A 16,452-nucleotide genomic window follows, 5' to 3' on the forward strand; every position below is an offset into this window, starting at 1 on the left:
TGATGGGTGAAATGCTAGTAGGTGCTGTGGTTTGCGGCTAACCCCAGCTAAAGCATGTCGTCCACATCAACGTCGGCGGCCATTGGTGCAGAAGAAGCCACCTGCATCAGGAATTCCTTATTGTTCCGGGTCTTCTTCAGCTGCTTAATCAACAGGTCAATAGCAGCCTGCGACTCTAGCGCGGAGAGGATGCGGCGCAGCTTGTGCATAATGCGAGCCTCCTCCGTGCTGAGCAGCAGCTCATCCTTACGAGTACCCGACGGGTTGACATCCACTGCCGGGAACACGCGGCGCTCGGAGATTTTACGGTCGAGCTTCAGCTCGGCGTTACCGGTGCCCTTGAACTCCTCGAAGATGACGGTATCGCCTGCGGAGCCGGTCTCCACCATCGCGGTGGCGATGATGGTGAGGCTGCCGCCTTCCTCGATGTTTCGGGCAGCACCCAAGAAGCGCTTCGGTGGGTACAGAGCGTTGGAGTCCACACCACCGGAGAGGATTCGTCCCGATGCCGGCGAAGAGTTGTTGTACGCACGGCCAAGGCGGGTAATGGAGTCCAGCAGTACGACGACGTCCTGCCCCTGTTCCACCAGACGCTTTGCACGCTCAATAGCCAACTCGGCCACTGCCGTGTGATCTGACGGCGGGCGGTCGAAAGTGGAGGCAATGACCTCGCCACGGACACTGCGCTGCATGTCGGTGACTTCCTCCGGGCGCTCGTCGACAAGCACGACCATCATGTAGCACTCGGGGTTGTTCGTCGCGATAGCGTTCGCGATGTTCTGCAGGATCGTGGTCTTACCGGCCTTCGGCGGCGAAACGATGAGCGCACGCTGACCCTTACCAATCGGCATAATCAGGTCGATGACGCGAGTGGTGAGGATCTTCTGCTCGGTCTCCAGACGCAGGCGACGGTTCGGGTACAGCGGGGTGAGCTTAGCGAAGTTCGGCCGCTGCTTTGCCTGCTCCGGATCGATGCCGTTTACAGTTTCGACCTTGACCAGCGGGTTGTACTTGCGGCGATTACGGCCGTTGCCATGAGTGACCTGGCCCGAGCCATTCTCACGCGGCATGCGGACCTGACCAGTGACGGCGTCGCCCTTGCGCAGACCGTATTTACGAACCATTTGCGCGGACACCAGCACATCGTTAGAGCCCGGCAGGTATCCGGACGTGCGCACGAATGCGGTCTTGTTATCTAGCACATCGACGATGCCAGCCACCGGCTGGAGAACGTCATCCTCGCGGATCTCGTCCTGACCGCCGTGTCCCCCACCGTTGTTATCGCGTCCGCGACGGTCGCGGCGATTGCGACGGTTGCGGCGGTTACGGTTGCCACGACCGTCATCGTCATGGTTATTGCGGTCGTTATTGCGATTGTTGTTGCGACCGCGGCGGTTGTTGCGGTTGCCGCGGCCTTCATCGTCGTTGTCTCGATCGTGGTTGTTGCGATCGTTGCGGTTATTACGGTCGTTGCGATCACCGCGGTCATTACGATCATTACGATCGTTGCGATTGTCGTTGCGATCACCGCGGTCGTTGCCGTTATCGGAATCGTCGCGGCTATCGTTGCTGCGATCGTCCTGATTCTCCTGCTCGCGCTGACGAGCACGGTTACGACGATTTCGACGCTGCTGAGAACGGGACATCTCCTCGCGACCATCCGCGTTGGCGTCGTCTCGCTTGTCGTTGCCCTTGTCGCTCTTGTCGGCGCTCTTACTGGAACCCTTATCCGCGCTTTCCGACGGCGATTCCTTGGCATCCTTCGCCTTGGAGCCGGTATCCGCAGCCCCAGCCGCAGCCTTCTTCGCGCGAGATTTCCGAGCTGGAGCGGAACCAGCAGCCGGGGCACCATTCTTAATGGCCTCAATCAGCTCATGCTTGCGCATGGCGGAGATGCCGCGAATGCCCTTGCTGGAAGCGATTTCACGCAGTTCTGCCATTCGGAGGGCCGCAAGATTCTCTGGGCCGCCTGCCGTGGCAGTGGTGTCCGTATCGGTCACGGATGTCCTTTCATCGACCTTCCCTGCAGTCACTCTCTACAGGGGGCTATGTCATTGACACTTTTTCGCTCTTACTGCCCGCCACCGCGTGTGCTCCGTCGTCGAACCTTTACCACGTGCGGAAAAGTAGCCGCAGCTGACGGGAAACTATCGAAAAAGCCAGGCAAAAGACCTCGACGTTGAAACTAAACCGAGGCATCTTGCCTACATTATTTCCGCATCTCAAACCCGAGCGTCCGGGCTGAAGATGGTTAGGAAATTTTAGGTCCACAGCACCGCAAGACTATGTAGTCGCACTACTGATTTATGTGTTTTCAATGTCACGTTGCGCCATCGCGTTGTGTGAACAACTGCGAAGGTCAACGGCATGCGGAGTACATGAAGAAGTACGTATCTAGCCGCGTATTGAAAACGACCTATTGCCCAAGGATAGTCACCAAATAGTCAGGTAGCAACACTAGTTCTCACCTGCGTTTCGCTAGGTCGCGGGGCTGTGAGTCGGTACTGTAGAGCTCATGCGCAGTACGATGCCTCATATTCCTCTCAATATCGCTCAGATTGTGGAATACGGTCGCACCATTCACGGTCGGACTCCGGTGACCTCCTGGAACAGTGACGGCCCCGAGACCACCACTTTTACCGCCATCGCCGCACGCGCTAGTGCGCTGGCACATGCACTTCGCGATGAGCTCGGCATCGACGGGGATCAGCGCATCGCTACCCTGATGTACAACTGCGCCGAACACTTCGAGGTCTTCCTCGGCGTCGCCTCCATGGGCGCGGTATTCCAGCCGCTGAACAAGCAGCTCATGCCGGATCAGATTGTGCACATTATCAATCACGCCGATGACCAGGTCATCATCGCGGACCCGACCGAGATCGAACTGCTCGCCGAGGTTCTTCCGCACTGCCCGCGCGTCCGCGCCGTTATCATTATCGGTATTGGTGATCTGTCGGATGTGGCTGAGCAACTGCCGGCTGGCATCCCGTGGTACTCCTACGAATCACTCATCGACGGACGCCCCAGCCGCTTCGACTGGCCTGAGCTCGACGAAAACTCCGGTGCAGCCATGTGCTATTCGACGGGCACCGAGGGCGCACCTAAAGGTGTCGTCTACAGCCACCGTTCGCTGTACTTGCACAGCCTGAATATGCGCACCACTGACTCCTTTGCCATTTCGCATGGAAACCCGTGGCTTTGCTGTGTGCCCATTTACCACGTCCTGTCCTGGGGCGTGCCGCTGGCCTCCTTCATGTGCGGGGCATCGCTGATCTTCCCCGGCGCGGACCTGTCCGCACCGCGTCTGGCAGAAATCATCGAAACCTCAATGCCGCGCGTAGCTCAGGGCGTGCCGACGCTGTGGATTAACCTCATGGCGCACTACCTCAGCAATCCTCCGAAGCGCATGAGTCTGCAGGAGATTTTCTCGGGCGGTTCCCCTGTCCCACCTGCACTGATTCGGCTATGGGAAGAGCGCTACGGTGTCGATGTCATCCACTTCTGGGGCATGACCGAGACTTCGCCTATCGGTACCGTGGCACGACCTCCGTACGGCGCCTCCGGTGAGGCCCGCGAACGCTACCGTGTCAGCCAAGGGCGTTTCCCGGACATCATGCAGTTCCGCATTGTTGATGACAACGACCGCGTACTCGACCTGCATGACCGCAACCAGGGTGAGCTGCAGGTGCGCGGCAACACGGTCACCGGAGGCTACTACAGTTCTCCGGAGGCTCAAGATGGAGGCACCGCGCACTTCTTCCGCGGTGCGGAGGTCGACGAGGCTAGCGAACAGTTCACCGAGGACGGGTGGCTCCGCACTGGCGATGTCGGCTCGATTACTCACGACGGCTATCTGACTATTCATGACCGTGCTCGCGATGTCATTCGTTCCGGTGGCGAGTGGATCTACTCTGCTCAGCTGGAGAACTTCGTAATGGAAAGCCCACAGGTACTCGAGTCCGCGATTATCGGCATGCCAGATAAGAAGTGGGGTGAGCGACCGCTCGCCATTACGGTGCTGATGCCGGAAGTTGAACCAAGCAAGGAGACCGCTGAAATGCTCCGCGATGAGCTGCGGCCAAAGCTGCCAAAGTGGATGTTGCCGGAGTACTGGGCCTTCGTGGACTCAATCGATAAGACCTCAGTGGGCAAGTTCGACAAGAAAGACCTGCGCTCGCACTTGAGCGCAGGTCAGTACAGCATCGTGAAACTGAAGGGGCCGGGCGAAAAATAGGTGGCAGGCTAAGCCACTGGCTCGGCACCTGGCCGCAGCGGCGGCTTAGCCGTCGACCACGACCTTAACCGGCTCGCCGATTCCCAGCTCCATGACCTTGATGCCAGCCTCGCGGGCATCGTCCAAGATTTTCTCATCCACTGCAGTAGTTCCCAGAACCATACAGGTCGGGCCAGCACCCGAGAGAAATGCTGCGTAGCCACGGTTGCGCAGGCGGTTGACCCACTCTGCGGTCACCGGCAGCACGTCGGAGCGGTACGGCTGGTGCAGGCGATCTCGCGTTCCCTCCCACAGCAGTTCCGGGTGGGACTGCAGCGCTGCGGTCATAACCGCAGTACGAGAGACATTGAAACGAGCGTCGACATGCGAAACATCGCTCGGCAGCACCTGACGAACTGCATTCGTGGAGGCGTGGAATGCCGGTACAAGTGCGGTCGCCTGAATGGACTCATGCACCGGAATGCTCACTGCTCGGTATTGAGGAGCGGTACGACCATCGACAGGCTTGTCAGTCCAGCTGACCACTGCCCCGCCGAGAACGGATGCGCCAGCGTTATCCGGGTGGCCCTCGAAGACCGAAGATTCTTGGATTACCTGGTCGTCGGTAAGCGGGAAGCCCGCCAGACCGTTAGCGGCAGCGACACCGGCGACGGCGGCGGCTGCGGAAGAGCCCAGACCGCGCGACTGCGGAATGGTGTTGTGGCAAATAACCTTCAGCCCCGGTGCCTCGACACCTGCGGCGCGAAGGCCCGCGCGAATCGCGCGCACAACCAGATTAGATTCGTTGCGCGGCAGGTCAACTTCGCCCTCGCCGTGAATCTCAACGACGACACCGGACTCGATGACCTCGACCTCGACGATGTCGTAGAGCGCAACTGCCAACCCCAGGGTGTCGAAGCCCGGGCCCAAGTTCGCTGACGAACCTGCAACCGTGACGGTGACCTTCTGACCCGGGAAAAGCTCCTGTGCCATTTAGATATCCATTCCTTCGATACGAATGACGTTGTTGACGGCCAAAACCGCGTCGTTGGCGCGCAATTCGTCAACCGTTGCTTCCAAATCCTTCTCCAGTGCCTTGTGGGTCACGATGACCAGGCGAGCGCCGTTGGCGCCCTCTTCCTGGCGGACGGTGCGCAGGGAGATGTTGTGATCAGAGAAGGTACGAGCGACATCGGCAAGCACTCCGACGCGATCGTCGACGTGCAGGTCGATGTGGTAGCGGGTGCGAACGTCACCGAAGTCGAGAATCGGCAGGGTAGCGTAGGTGGAATCTCCCGGTGCGCGACCACCGTGGACAATGTTGCGAGCAGCTGCAACGAGGTCACCGAGCACTGCGGAGGCGGTCGGATTACCACCAGCGCCGTTGCCGTAGAACATCAGGCGACCAGCGGCCTCGGCCTCAATGAAGACAGCGTTGAAAGACTCACGCACAGTTGCCAGCGGGTGACGACGTGGAATCAGCGCTGGGTACACGCGGGCGGAAATGGACTCCTTGCCATTTTCGTCCGTAACCCGCTCACAGGTAGCCAGCAGCTTAATGGTGCAGTCTGCGCTCTTGGCGGCTGCGATGTCGTCAGCGGTGATCTCGGTAATACCCTCGCAGTGAACATCATCAGCAGTCACGCGGGTGTGGAATGCCAGGCTGGCCAGAATAGCTGCCTTGGAAGCGGCATCGTGGCCCTCGACGTCTGCAGTCGGGTCGGCCTCGGCGTAACCCAGGCGGGTGGCCTCTGCCAGCATCTCGTCGTAGTCCGCACCAGTGGAGTCCATCGCATCAAGGATGAAGTTGGTAGTGCCGTTGACAATACCCATGACCTTATTGACAGTGTCACCGGCCAGCGAACGGCGCAGCGGCCCGACGACCGGGATAGCTGCAGCCACAGCTGCCTCGAAGAAAAGGTCGACACCCGAGGAATCGGCAGCCTCAGAGAGCTCCTCGCCGTGAGCGGCGACGAGTGCCTTGTTGGCGGTCACGACCGACTTGCCGGCACGCAGTGCCTCCAGCACAACGCGACGTGGGTAATCAATGCCGCCGATGACCTCGACTACCAGGTCAACGTCATCGCGCTGAACCAGCGAAAAAGCATCGTCGGTAAGAAGATCCTGATCCACATTCGGACGCGGCTTGGTCTTGTCGCTCACAGCAATACCAACGACCTCGACCGGTCCGCCGATGCGGCGCTCGAAGTCCTCAGCCTTCTCGTTGAGCAGGCGGTAAACCTCAGTACCGACTGTGCCAAGACCTAAAATAGCGACACCAACTTTGTGGCCCTCGCCCTTTCCAGGATTATTCGTTGCGGCAGTCATCGTGGCGTTTCACACTCCAGGCTTAGTAAGTCTTGTACGGTTTCTCGTCTTAATATTTGGGTCACTTGACCATCGCATACCGACACTACTGGTGGTCGCGTCAGCATGTTGTAGCGGCTGGCCATTGCGTAACAGTATGCCCCAGTAGCAGCGAGCGCGAACAGATCACCCTCGACAATGTCGTTCGGGTAGTTCGCATCGTTAATCAGAATGTCTCCCGATTCACAGTGCTTTCCGACGACGCGGGTGGGAATCCTGGAACCGGACACCTCGCGATTAACAACGCGACCATCATAGTTCGAGCCGTAAAGCGCCGGACGAATATTGTCGCTCATGCCGCCATCGACCGATACGTAACGACGGGTCATGCCGTCATCGATGGTCACATCCTTCAAAGTGCCCACTTCGTACACCGTGACCATGGACGGGCCGACGATGGCACGACCTGGTTCAACAGCCACTGTCGGAGTCGCAATGCCGATACGCTGCGCAAGCTTGTCTACGGCAGTGAGGATCTCGTCGGCAAGCGGAGCAACGTCGAGGGGCTGCTCGCCTGCGGTGTAGGCGATTCCGAAACCGCCACCGAGGTCGAGGGTGTTGAAGTGTTCCGAGATTTCAGTGCCGTGGCGTTCGACCAGCTTTTCCACCAGTGAGAACACGCGCTCGGCGGCGAGAATGAAACCGTCGGAATCGACAATCTGGGAGCCGATGTGGCAGTGCAGACCAACCAGGCGCAGATTGTCGTCCTCTTCTACGAGGTTGGCAGCTTCCAGCGCCGAACCGGACGCGAGGGAAAAGCCGAACTTCTGATCTTCATGCGCAGTAGCAATGAACTCGTGGGTGTGCGCTTCCACACCGGGCTTCACGCGAACGAGCACGTCCTGCACCACGCCTGCTTCAGCCGCCACCTGGGACAGGCGACGCAGCTCCGAACGGGAGTCAAGCACAATCTTGCCCACGCCAGCGGAGGTAGCATCACGCAGCTCAGCGGTGGACTTGTTGTTGCCGTGGAAGGTCATGTCCTTGGCTGGGAAACCCGCCGCCAGAGCGATAGCCATCTCGTTGCCCGAGGCGACATCGAGATGCAGCCCCTCCTCCATTACCCAGCGGGCAATGGTCTTCGACAGGAAAGCCTTGGATGCGTAGTGGACATTCTCCGCGCCGCGGAAGGCCTTGGCCATCGAGCGGCAGCGAGAGCGGAAGTCCTGCTCATCGACGACAAAAACCGGAGTGCCAAACTCCTTGGCAATGTCGACCAGGCTCACGCCACCAATTTCCACCGAGCCGGGATTCTCTTCGTCAGCGCCCCGACGACGGGCGGTAGTTGGCCAGACATGCGCTGGTAGTTCATTAAATTGGGTGGAGTCGGGTCGGGTGTAGCCACCCAGTTCGAAACCATTGCCGTCGATAGGCACGAAACAGCTCTCTTTCTCCGTTACCCGGGCGGAGCAACGGGGTGTAGTTTTACGGGCGCGTTCGACTACATGCGCTCAGGTGCAGTAACACCGAGCAGCTGCAGAGCATTGGCCAGCGTCTGGCGGGTAGCCTCAGCCAGGCCGAGACGAGCACGGTGTAGCTCGGATACCTCTTCGTCTGCCTTTGGCAGGATCTGGCAGGTGTCGTAGAAGCGGTGGAAGACACCGGCAAGCTGCTCAGCGTAACGGGCAATGCGGTGTGGTTCCCGCAGGTCAGCAGCAGACTTGATGATGGCCGGGAACTCACCGATAGTGCGGATGAGCTCACCTTCGCGGTCCTCTACCAGCAGGGAGAAGTCAGCGCCTTCGCTGGTCACACCGGCCTTTTCGGCACGGCGACCGATTGAGCACAGACGAGCGTGACCGTACTGGACGTAGTAGACCGGGTTGTCGCTGGACTGCGAAGCCCACAGCCCCAGGTCGATATCCAGGCTGGAGTCCACGGAGGAACGGATTAGCGAGTAGCGAGCAGCATCGACGCCGATTGCCTCAACCAGGTCGTCCAAGGTGACCACTGTGCCCGCACGCTTGGACATCCGGACAGCCTTGCCGTCGCGAAGCAAGTTGACCATCTGACCGATGAGCACCTCGACGCCATCGGCGTTGTAGCCGAGCGCTGCAGCGGCCGCGCGCAGACGTGCGATGTAGCCGTGGTGATCGGCACCCAGCATGTAGATGCACAGGTTGTGGCCGCGGTCGAACTTGTTCTTAACGTAGGCGATGTCACCTGCGATGTAGGCTGCGTCGCCGTCGGACTTGATGACCACGCGGTCCTTGTCGTCACCGTAATCGGTGGACTTCAGCCACCATGCGCCGTCAGCTTCGTAGAGCTTGCCGTTTTCCTTCAGGGAATTGACAGCTGCTTCCACCTGACCGGACTCGAACAGCGAGTTTTCGTGGAAGTAAACGTCGAAATCGGTGCCGAACTCGTGCAGAGACTTCTTGATGTGCTCGAACATCATGTCCACGCCGATGGCGCGGAAGTGCTCCTGGACCTCTTCCTCAGAGCCCTCGAGTGCCTGCGGGTTCTTCTCCAGCACAGCAGCGGCGATGTCCTGGATGTACTCTCCGCCGTAGCCATCTTCCGGAGTCGGCTCGTTGCGAGCGGCTGCAACCAAGGAGTCGGAGAAGCGGTCAATCTGGCGACCGTGGTCATTGAAGTAGTACTCGCGGGTGACCTTGGCACCGGTGGCAGACAGGACACGACCGAGAGCGTCACCGACTGCTGCCCAGCGAGTACCACCCAGGTGAATCGGCCCGGTCGGATTTGCGGAGACAAACTCCAGGTTCACGTCGAGGTTGGAGTTGAAGTCGGCATGGCCCCACTTCTCCCCCGCTGCCAGGACGTCCTCGACGATCTTGCCCTGGGCATCGGAGGCCAGGCGGATGTTAATAAAGCCCGGGCCTGCGATGGTTGCTTCATCGATGCCCTCAGAAGCGCCGAGCGCTGTGGCAATTTCAGTTGCCAAGTCACGCGGCACCATGCCGACGCGCTTGCCCAGCTGCATGGCGATATTGGTTGCGTAGTCGCCGTGCTCAGGGTTACGCGGACGCTCGACGGTCGGGTTTTCCGGCACGATAGAGACATCGGCATCGTGGGCAGTCAAAACCTCGACGGTGACTTTTCGGACTAGTACAGCAAGATCAGCAGGATTCACGATTGCCTATCCTATTAGGTCAATCGCAGTCGTGGAAACATCAGCCACCAAAAGATTGATTTGAGGGGTATCTGCAGGCCACCGCCTCCGGCTGTCCTGCGCCCCTTTCACGATCCAGCCGAATTCAGGTTGAGAACAGATTTAATCCGGGGCTAGGCGTAGCATTCAGGTAGGAAATTATTGCCTTACCCCTCAACCCTTTTTGGAGCGACCGTGAAAGTAGCACTTTTCGCGACCTGCATCGGGGACATGATGTTTCCAGATGCAGTGAGTGCGACCGCCAGAGTTCTCACGCGCCTAGGATGCGATGTGGTCTTTCCACCACAACAAACCTGCTGCGGCCAAATGCACGTCAACACCGGGTACCAGAAGGAAGTCCTTCCTCAGCTGGACACCTACGCTGATGCTTTTGCAGATTCCTCGATTGATTACGTTGTCGCCCCGTCCGGTTCCTGCGCCGGCGCCGTTCACCACCAGCATCCGATGATTGCGGGCCGCTACGGTACCCGTGCCCAAGTCCACGCGGCACAGGCCTGCGCGAACAAGACGCTGGATCTCTCCGAGTTCATCACCGATGTCGCTGGTGTGACTGACGTCGGTGCTTACTTCCACCACTCAGTGACCTACCACTCCACCTGCCACAGCTTGCGGGTACTCAAGGTGGGTGACCGTCCGTGGCGGCTGCTCAGCGCGGTCGATGGAATCGATCTGCGCGAGCTGCCTGGCGCGGCGGAGTGCTGCGGTTTTGGCGGCACCTTCTCGGTGAAGAATGCGGAGACCTCCGCTGCAATGGTTGCCGACAAGACAGCCAATATTCGCGCTACGGAAGCGGAGTTCGTCACCGCTGGCGATGCTTCCTGCTTGCTCAATATCGGTGGCGCGTTGCGTCGCCAGGACTCTGGCGTGCACGCCATCCATATGGCCGAGATTCTGGCCTCCACCAAGGAGACCCCGTTTGATGTGCACAACCGCCAAGAGGCTTCCCTGCGAGGTGAACAGTAATGGTCGCAATTAACGTCGGCATGCCAGCCCTTCCTCCCCGCGCGCCGCACAACGTCGGGCATCTGCGCGGTACGCGCGGGTTCACGGCCGCAGCGCACGAGGAGCTCAAGAACACTCGCATGCGCGAAAATGTCGGTCATGCCACGCGTTCGATTCGTCAGAAGCGCGCGCATGTCGTAGCCGAGAAGAATGACTGGGAGCAGCTGCGGCTCGCGGGCAGCCACATCAAGCGCGATGTTATGGCGCGTCTGCCGGAACTGCTGGAGCGGTTTGAAGAGTCAGTTACGAATGCCGGCGGTCACGTCCACTGGGCGCGCGATGCCGCCGAGGCAAACCGCATCATCACGGACTTGGTGAAAGAGACCGGTGAAGAAAAGGTCGTCAAGATTAAGTCGATGGCCACACAGGAAATCGGCTTGAACGAAGCACTTGCCGACGCCGGCATCACCGCCCGCGAAACCGACCTGGCGGAACTCATCGTTCAGCTTGCCGACGACATGCCGAGCCACATCCTGGTTCCTGCTATCCACCGCAATCGCGAAGATATCCGCGAGATCTTCCTCAATGGAATCCCCGGAGTCGACCCGGACCTGAAAGCCAATCCGGCCGATCTGGCCGAGGCATCCCGTAAGTTCCTGCGCGAGCAGTTTATGGAGGCCAAGGTTGCGATTTCTGGCGCCAACTTCGGTGTAGCCGAAACCGGCACGGTAGCCGTCGTCGAATCTGAGGGCAACGGCCGTATGTGCCTCACACTGCCGGAAACACTGATTTCGGTGATGGGTATTGAGAAGCTGCTTCCCACCTTCCAGGATCTGGAAGTCTTCTTGCAGCTACTGCCACGGTCGTCGACAGGCGAGCGTATGAATCCCTACACCTCTCTGTGGACGGGAACGACCGACGGCGACGGCCCGAAGAATTTCCACATTGTGTTGCTGGACAATGGGCGCTCGGCCACTCTTGCAGATCCGATTGGGCGTGAAGCGCTGAAGTGCATTCGCTGCTCGGCATGCCTGAATATCTGCCCTGTTTATGAGCACGTGGGCGGTCACGCTTACGGTTCGGTCTACCCGGGCCCGATTGGTGCGATTTTGTCCCCGCAGCTCACTGGCATGGATTCCTACGATGATCCGAATGCTTCGCTGCCCTATGCGTCTTCGCTGTGCGGGGCTTGCTTTGAGGTCTGCCCGGTGCGAATTGACATCCCTGCGGCACTGCTGGAGCTGCGCCACCGTAAGGTCACGGAACACCGCCCGCCGGTGGAGGGCAAGCTGTTTGCCACGCTCGGGTTCATCATGGGCAATCAGAAGCTCTGGAATATGAGCGCAAAGATGGCCTCCCTCGCCCGCGTACTCGGTTTGAAGGACGGCGAGATTCACGCCCTGCCGCTCTTCCTCAGCGGGTGGTCGGATGCGCGTGATACCCCGGTTCCGCCGAAGAAGCCGTTCCGCTCACTGTGGGGTTCGAAGGATTTCTCGGCGCAGCTGACCCGCGAATCGACCAATCAGGTTCCGACGAAGATTAATGGGCTGTCGAGTTCTGATCAATCTGACTCGTCCGACACATCCGGCAAGGAGGCCTAGCGATGTCCCACTCCTCAGCATCCGCAAACATTGCCAAGAGCGAAATCCTCGAGCGTATCCGCAATGCTCAGAAAATCGCCTTCGAAGGCCGTGACTTGGCCTCTGACGTGGGCATCATCCCTGGCGAGCCCGGCGCGCATTTCGACATCCCCCGCGACTACGAGCGCTCCTCCGACCTGACGGCCAAAGAGATCATTTCGCTTGCCGACGAGCGCATCGCCGATTACAAGGCCGACGTGCGCCACTGTGGCAGCTCGGCAACCGACATCAATGAGGCTGTGAAGAAGGCAATTGCTGATGTCGGGGCCTCGTTGATTGGTATTCCCGAAGGTCTAGACCGCGAGTGGGTTGCGGGGTTGGAGTCTGGTGGAGGTAAGGCCACCACCGAGATTCGCGTCGATACCGGTTTCACCGCCGAAGAGCTGGACGAGCTCGATGCGATTGTCACCAGCTCTGCTGTCACCTGCGCCGAGACCGGCACCATTTTCCTGGACGGTTCGGCCACTTCTGGCCGCCGCGCGCTGACCTTGGTGCCGGATATTCACATCTGCGTTGTGCCCGCTTCCACGGTCGTCTACGGCATTCCGGAGGCATTTTCCCGTCTACGCGAGAGTGATCCCACTGCTCCAATCACTATGATTTCGGGGCCTTCTGCGACCTCGGACATCGAGCTCACCCGAGTCGAAGGTGTCCACGGGCCGCGCACGCTGATTGTGATTATTGCTGAGTAGAGACAGTCGGGTCGGTTCTTGGCTAGCATTTTGATTGACACGCCAACATTTTGTTGTGGATGATGAATTTAGCTAGCCAAAGGAGCCTGTCATGAGCGCAATCATTCAAAAATTCTCCGTAGCCGATAATCCGCAGCTTCCAGGTATGGACCCATTCCTGTTTGCCGTCCACCACTATGACCTATATCCACAGGCCAAGGGCCAAACTATGGCTCCCGATGCCTCTCTGCTCGGCCGTAATATCGGCATGGACTTTTCCGGCAAGGACGGCTGGTCCATGTACCACGGCACAACCGTCCCCGGCTTCCCCTCCCACCCACACCGCGGCTTTGAAACCATCTCGATCGTCGAGGAAGGCTTTGTTGACCACACCGACGCCGAGGGCGCACAGGCTCGTTACGGCGAGGGCGACACGCAGTGGCTGACCACCGGCGCAGGCACTGCGCATGCTGAAATGTTCCCGCTTCTGCATAACGACGGCCCCAATCCTCACCACATGTTTCAGATTTGGCTGAACCTGCCGCCCGAAGGCAAGGGGGCAAAGCCGCACTTCCAGATGTTCTGGGCAGAAGACACTCCGCATGTCACCGGCACTGATGACAATGGCCACGGCTACGACATAAAGGTCATCGCGGGCGCATTCGGCGATACTCAGCCGCTTGCTCCACCACCGGAATCCTGGGCCGCTGCACCAGATTCCGATGTAGCCGTGTGGGTGCTGCGTTTGCAGCCGAACGCACAGCTAACGTTGCCACCAACCAATTATGCCGAGACAATTCGGACTCTCTACTCTCTACGCGGCAGCCTCACTATCGAGGGCGAAACGCTGGTGCAAGAGGGCGCAGTGCTGCGCTCAACCGAGGCACTGGACATTTCTGCAGGTGACGAGGGGGCCTTCGCGCTCATCCTCCAAGGCCGACCGATTGGCGCTCCCGTGTATCAGCATGGCCCGTTTGTCGCGAATAGCCGCGAAGAGCTCGTTGAAGCATTCGATGCCTACCAGCGTGGCGAGTTCGGCGCATGGCGGTTTGATTCCAACGATCCGGTTGCACCCTTTGAAGAGGGGCGCTTTGCCCGCTATCCGGACGGTACGGTTCGTCGCCCGGTCAACTAACCGGGATCCCCCGGCGGGCTGCACATGTGAAACTGTGTGAGTTTATGACACTTTCAGGCCATTTTTTGGGTCATTTTTGTCATAAACGCAGTCAGTAACTCGGATTGGCCCGCTTCCGCCAGGTACACCCGAAACAAAAATCCCTCAAGCAACCAGGCGAATCTAATCGAACCTAACCGCTTAAGGGATAAGACGTGCCCCCGAGAGGAGTCGAACCTCCGACCTTCGGTACCGGAAACCGGCGCTCTATCCACTGAGCTACGGGGGCGTGTGGCACAAGCACAACAAGTGCAACGAGAAAAGATGTTACCACTTGGCTGGGGCGATTAGCGAAATGCCCCGCACCCCAGCCAAATCCGCACTATGCGGCCTCAGAAACCTGGTCTTCCTCAATAGGACACACCACAGGAACGCCTCCATCATTAAGCACGCGGGCTCGAATTCCATAGACGCGGGCCAAAAGATCCGGTGTGAGAACGTCAGCAGGACTCCCCTGGGCAACCACGTGGCCGTCGTGAAGCATGACAAGCTCATCGCAGTAGCGGGCTGCGAGATTGAGATCGTGGATTGCGACGAGCGCCAAGGAGCTCCGTGAGGAGACTTCCGCGCGGACGAGTTTTAGGAGTTCCACCTGGTGGCGCAGGTCGAGGGCGGAGGTGGGTTCGTCGAGAAGCATGACCTCGGGATCGCGGACAAACATCTGCGCGACGGCGACGAGCTGACGCTGACCGCCGGAGAGCTCGCCGACGAAGCGGTCGGCAAGGTGCTCAATACCAACCTTCCGGAGAACCTCCGCCGTGTGCTCAATCTCGGAGCCGCGCACGCGCAGACGCCCGGCGCGCCGACCAGAGACCAGTACCGATTCGAATGCGGTCAGCGAGGCGCTAGCCGGCAGATCCTGCGGCACGTAGCCCACCACATCGCGCAGTTCGGAGCCGATGACCCGCTCATTGTCACGGGTCAGTGCAATCTCCCCGGACATGGGCTTTCGAATCCCCGCCAGAGTGGTCATCAGTGTGGATTTGCCCGCAGCGTTTGGCCCGAGCAAACCCGTCACCGTACCGGGCTTCAGCGTGCGTACTGAGGCCCCGCGCAGCACCTTCCGCTTGCCATAGCCTGCAGCTACTTCGTTGACATCGAGAAATACGCCCATTAGTTCCACACCGTCCTCTTACGCAGGAAAACCAAGCCAACAAAAAATGGGACACCGACGATTGCGGTAATGATGCCAATCGGCACTGCCACACCCGGCACCACCGTGATGGATACCGCATGAGCTGCCGCCAGCAGCGCCGCGCCTGCCGCCATCGATGCCGGGGCAAAGAAGCGCTGTTCTTCACCGACCAGCATGCGCGCAATGTGTGGACCGACCAGTCCGATGAAGCCGATGATGCCGGCAAAGGCCACTGCGGTTGCCGCCAGCAGCGAGGCTACAATCAGCGTCGCAATGCGCAGCCTATCCACATTGATGCCCACGGCTTTTGCGCGGGCATCGCCAAGTCGCAGCACCGTCAGCGCCCACGCATAGCGAATGGTGAACGGAATGGCGATCAGCAGTGCCGCCGCAATAATGCCGTTGGCCACCCAGTTCGCGCGCTGGAGCGAGCCCATCGTCCAGAACACAATCTGCTGGAGCGCCTCGGTAGTCGCGCGGTATTGCAACAGCGACAACAGCGCTTGGAATAGAAACACCAGACCAATACCCAGCAGAATCATCGATTCCTTACCCGAGCCGCGCCATACCGACGCCGCCGCCACAATCGCCACCGCGATGACGGATGATACCCAGGCCACGGCCGCCAGGTTGAACTGCGCATGCGGAATGATCACCCAGCCCAGCACAATCGATGCCGCCCCACCGAACGCCGCTGCAGCCGAAATACCGAGGGTAAACGGCTCCGCCAGTGGGTTGTCGAGGATTGTCTGCATCTGTGCACCGGCAAGCGACAGCGCTGCACCAATCAGCACTGCCATCACTGATGCAGGCAGGCGCAGCTTCCACAGCACCGTACGAGTGGTTTCGTCAACATCATTCGGGCTCACGATGCCCCGGACGACATCCCCCACACTCAGTGACATCGGCCCCACGATCGTCGCTACTACAAACGCGCACACGGCCAGCCCCACCAGCACCGCAATAACGGCAATCTTCCGGGCGGAGCGTCGTCGGTACTGTCGCGCAGAGTCGTAGGTCGTGCTTGACGACGGACACTCGTGCTGTTCGGTGGCGGGCTGCGACTCTTGACCGCCACTGTCGTTGGTGGAGGTGGGCTCGCGGGGTTCGTCGTCAAGCCCTGACGCGGGAGCGTGCAGATTGGTGTAAGTCATCGGATTCCTTCTTCGATGGTGGA

12 protein-coding genes and 1 tRNA gene are annotated in these 16,452 nt (G+C 59.6%); 5 read left to right on the forward strand and 8 right to left on the reverse strand.

Annotated features, from left to right (window positions below; genetic code table 11):
• Window positions 1–47: 47 nt before the first annotated feature.
• Window positions 48–2,000, reverse strand: a complete 1,953-nt coding sequence (gene rho, locus HMPREF2681_RS08430) for a transcription termination factor Rho (RefSeq protein ID WP_049172046.1) — start codon at window positions 1,998–2,000, stop codon at window positions 48–50.
• 515 nt (window positions 2,001–2,515) lie between these two features.
• Between rho and HMPREF2681_RS08435 the strand changes: the two genes are divergently transcribed.
• The gene (locus HMPREF2681_RS08435; protein ID WP_070546761.1) at window positions 2,516–4,234 is read left to right on the forward strand and encodes a long-chain fatty-acid--CoA ligase; all 1,719 of its coding nucleotides are present in this window, start codon (window positions 2,516–2,518) and stop codon (window positions 4,232–4,234) included.
• A gap of 45 nt (window positions 4,235–4,279) precedes the next feature.
• On the opposite strand, the gene thrB is transcribed toward HMPREF2681_RS08435, so the two are convergent.
• The 4 genes from thrB to argS all read right to left on the reverse strand — a co-directional run bounded on the left by thrB (window position 4,280) and on the right by argS (window position 9,674).
• Complete coding sequence (gene thrB, locus HMPREF2681_RS08440; protein WP_005509404.1) at window positions 4,280–5,206, reverse strand: homoserine kinase; 927 nt, start codon at window positions 5,204–5,206, stop codon at window positions 4,280–4,282.
• A complete protein-coding gene (locus tag HMPREF2681_RS08445; protein WP_070546764.1) occupies window positions 5,207–6,541 on the reverse strand; it encodes a homoserine dehydrogenase in 1,335 nt (444 codons plus the stop codon).
• The gene (gene lysA, locus HMPREF2681_RS08450) at window positions 6,538–7,956 is read right to left on the reverse strand and encodes a diaminopimelate decarboxylase (protein ID WP_070546766.1); all 1,419 of its coding nucleotides are present in this window, start codon (window positions 7,954–7,956) and stop codon (window positions 6,538–6,540) included. Before lysA ends, HMPREF2681_RS08445 begins: the two co-directional genes overlap by 4 nt.
• 65 nt (window positions 7,957–8,021) lie before the next feature.
• On the reverse strand, window positions 8,022–9,674 hold the full coding sequence (gene argS / locus HMPREF2681_RS08455) for an arginine--tRNA ligase (protein ID WP_070546769.1): 1,653 nt from the start codon (window positions 9,672–9,674) through the stop codon (window positions 8,022–8,024).
• 213 nt (window positions 9,675–9,887) lie between these two features.
• Between argS and HMPREF2681_RS08460 the strand changes: the two genes are divergently transcribed.
• The 4 genes from HMPREF2681_RS08460 (at window position 9,888) to HMPREF2681_RS08475 (ending at window position 14,101) form a co-directional block, all read left to right on the forward strand.
• Window positions 9,888–10,676, forward strand: coding sequence for a (Fe-S)-binding protein (locus HMPREF2681_RS08460; RefSeq protein WP_070546772.1), 789 nt, complete (start codon window positions 9,888–9,890; stop codon window positions 10,674–10,676).
• Window positions 10,676–12,256, forward strand: a complete 1,581-nt coding sequence (locus HMPREF2681_RS08465) for a LutB/LldF family L-lactate oxidation iron-sulfur protein (protein WP_070546775.1) — start codon at window positions 10,676–10,678, stop codon at window positions 12,254–12,256. Before HMPREF2681_RS08460 ends, HMPREF2681_RS08465 begins: the two co-directional genes overlap by 1 nt.
• A gap of 2 nt (window positions 12,257–12,258) precedes the next feature.
• Window positions 12,259–12,987 (forward strand): LutC/YkgG family protein, encoded by a 729-nt coding sequence (locus tag HMPREF2681_RS08470; protein ID WP_083301607.1) that lies wholly within the window; start codon window positions 12,259–12,261, stop codon window positions 12,985–12,987.
• A gap of 91 nt (window positions 12,988–13,078) precedes the next feature.
• On the forward strand, window positions 13,079–14,101 hold the full coding sequence (locus HMPREF2681_RS08475) for a pirin family protein (protein ID WP_070546777.1): 1,023 nt from the start codon (window positions 13,079–13,081) through the stop codon (window positions 14,099–14,101).
• 195 nt (window positions 14,102–14,296) lie between these two features.
• Here HMPREF2681_RS08475 and HMPREF2681_RS08480 read toward each other — a convergent pair.
• The 3 genes from HMPREF2681_RS08480 to HMPREF2681_RS08490 all read right to left on the reverse strand — a co-directional run bounded on the left by HMPREF2681_RS08480 (window position 14,297) and on the right by HMPREF2681_RS08490 (window position 16,429).
• A tRNA-Arg gene (locus tag HMPREF2681_RS08480) sits at window positions 14,297–14,369 on the reverse strand.
• Between the two features lie 93 nt (window positions 14,370–14,462).
• On the reverse strand, window positions 14,463–15,254 hold the full coding sequence (locus HMPREF2681_RS08485; RefSeq protein ID WP_070546779.1) for an ABC transporter ATP-binding protein: 792 nt from the start codon (window positions 15,252–15,254) through the stop codon (window positions 14,463–14,465).
• Window positions 15,254–16,429, reverse strand: a complete 1,176-nt coding sequence (locus tag HMPREF2681_RS08490) for a FecCD family ABC transporter permease (RefSeq protein WP_070546782.1) — start codon at window positions 16,427–16,429, stop codon at window positions 15,254–15,256. The genes HMPREF2681_RS08485 and HMPREF2681_RS08490 overlap by 1 nt, the downstream gene beginning before the upstream one ends.
• Window positions 16,430–16,452: the final 23 nt, after the last annotated feature.

This window comes from Corynebacterium sp. HMSC064H12 (assembly GCF_001809925.1).
Lineage (GTDB): Bacteria > Actinomycetota > Actinomycetes > Mycobacteriales > Mycobacteriaceae > Corynebacterium > Corynebacterium jeikeium_D.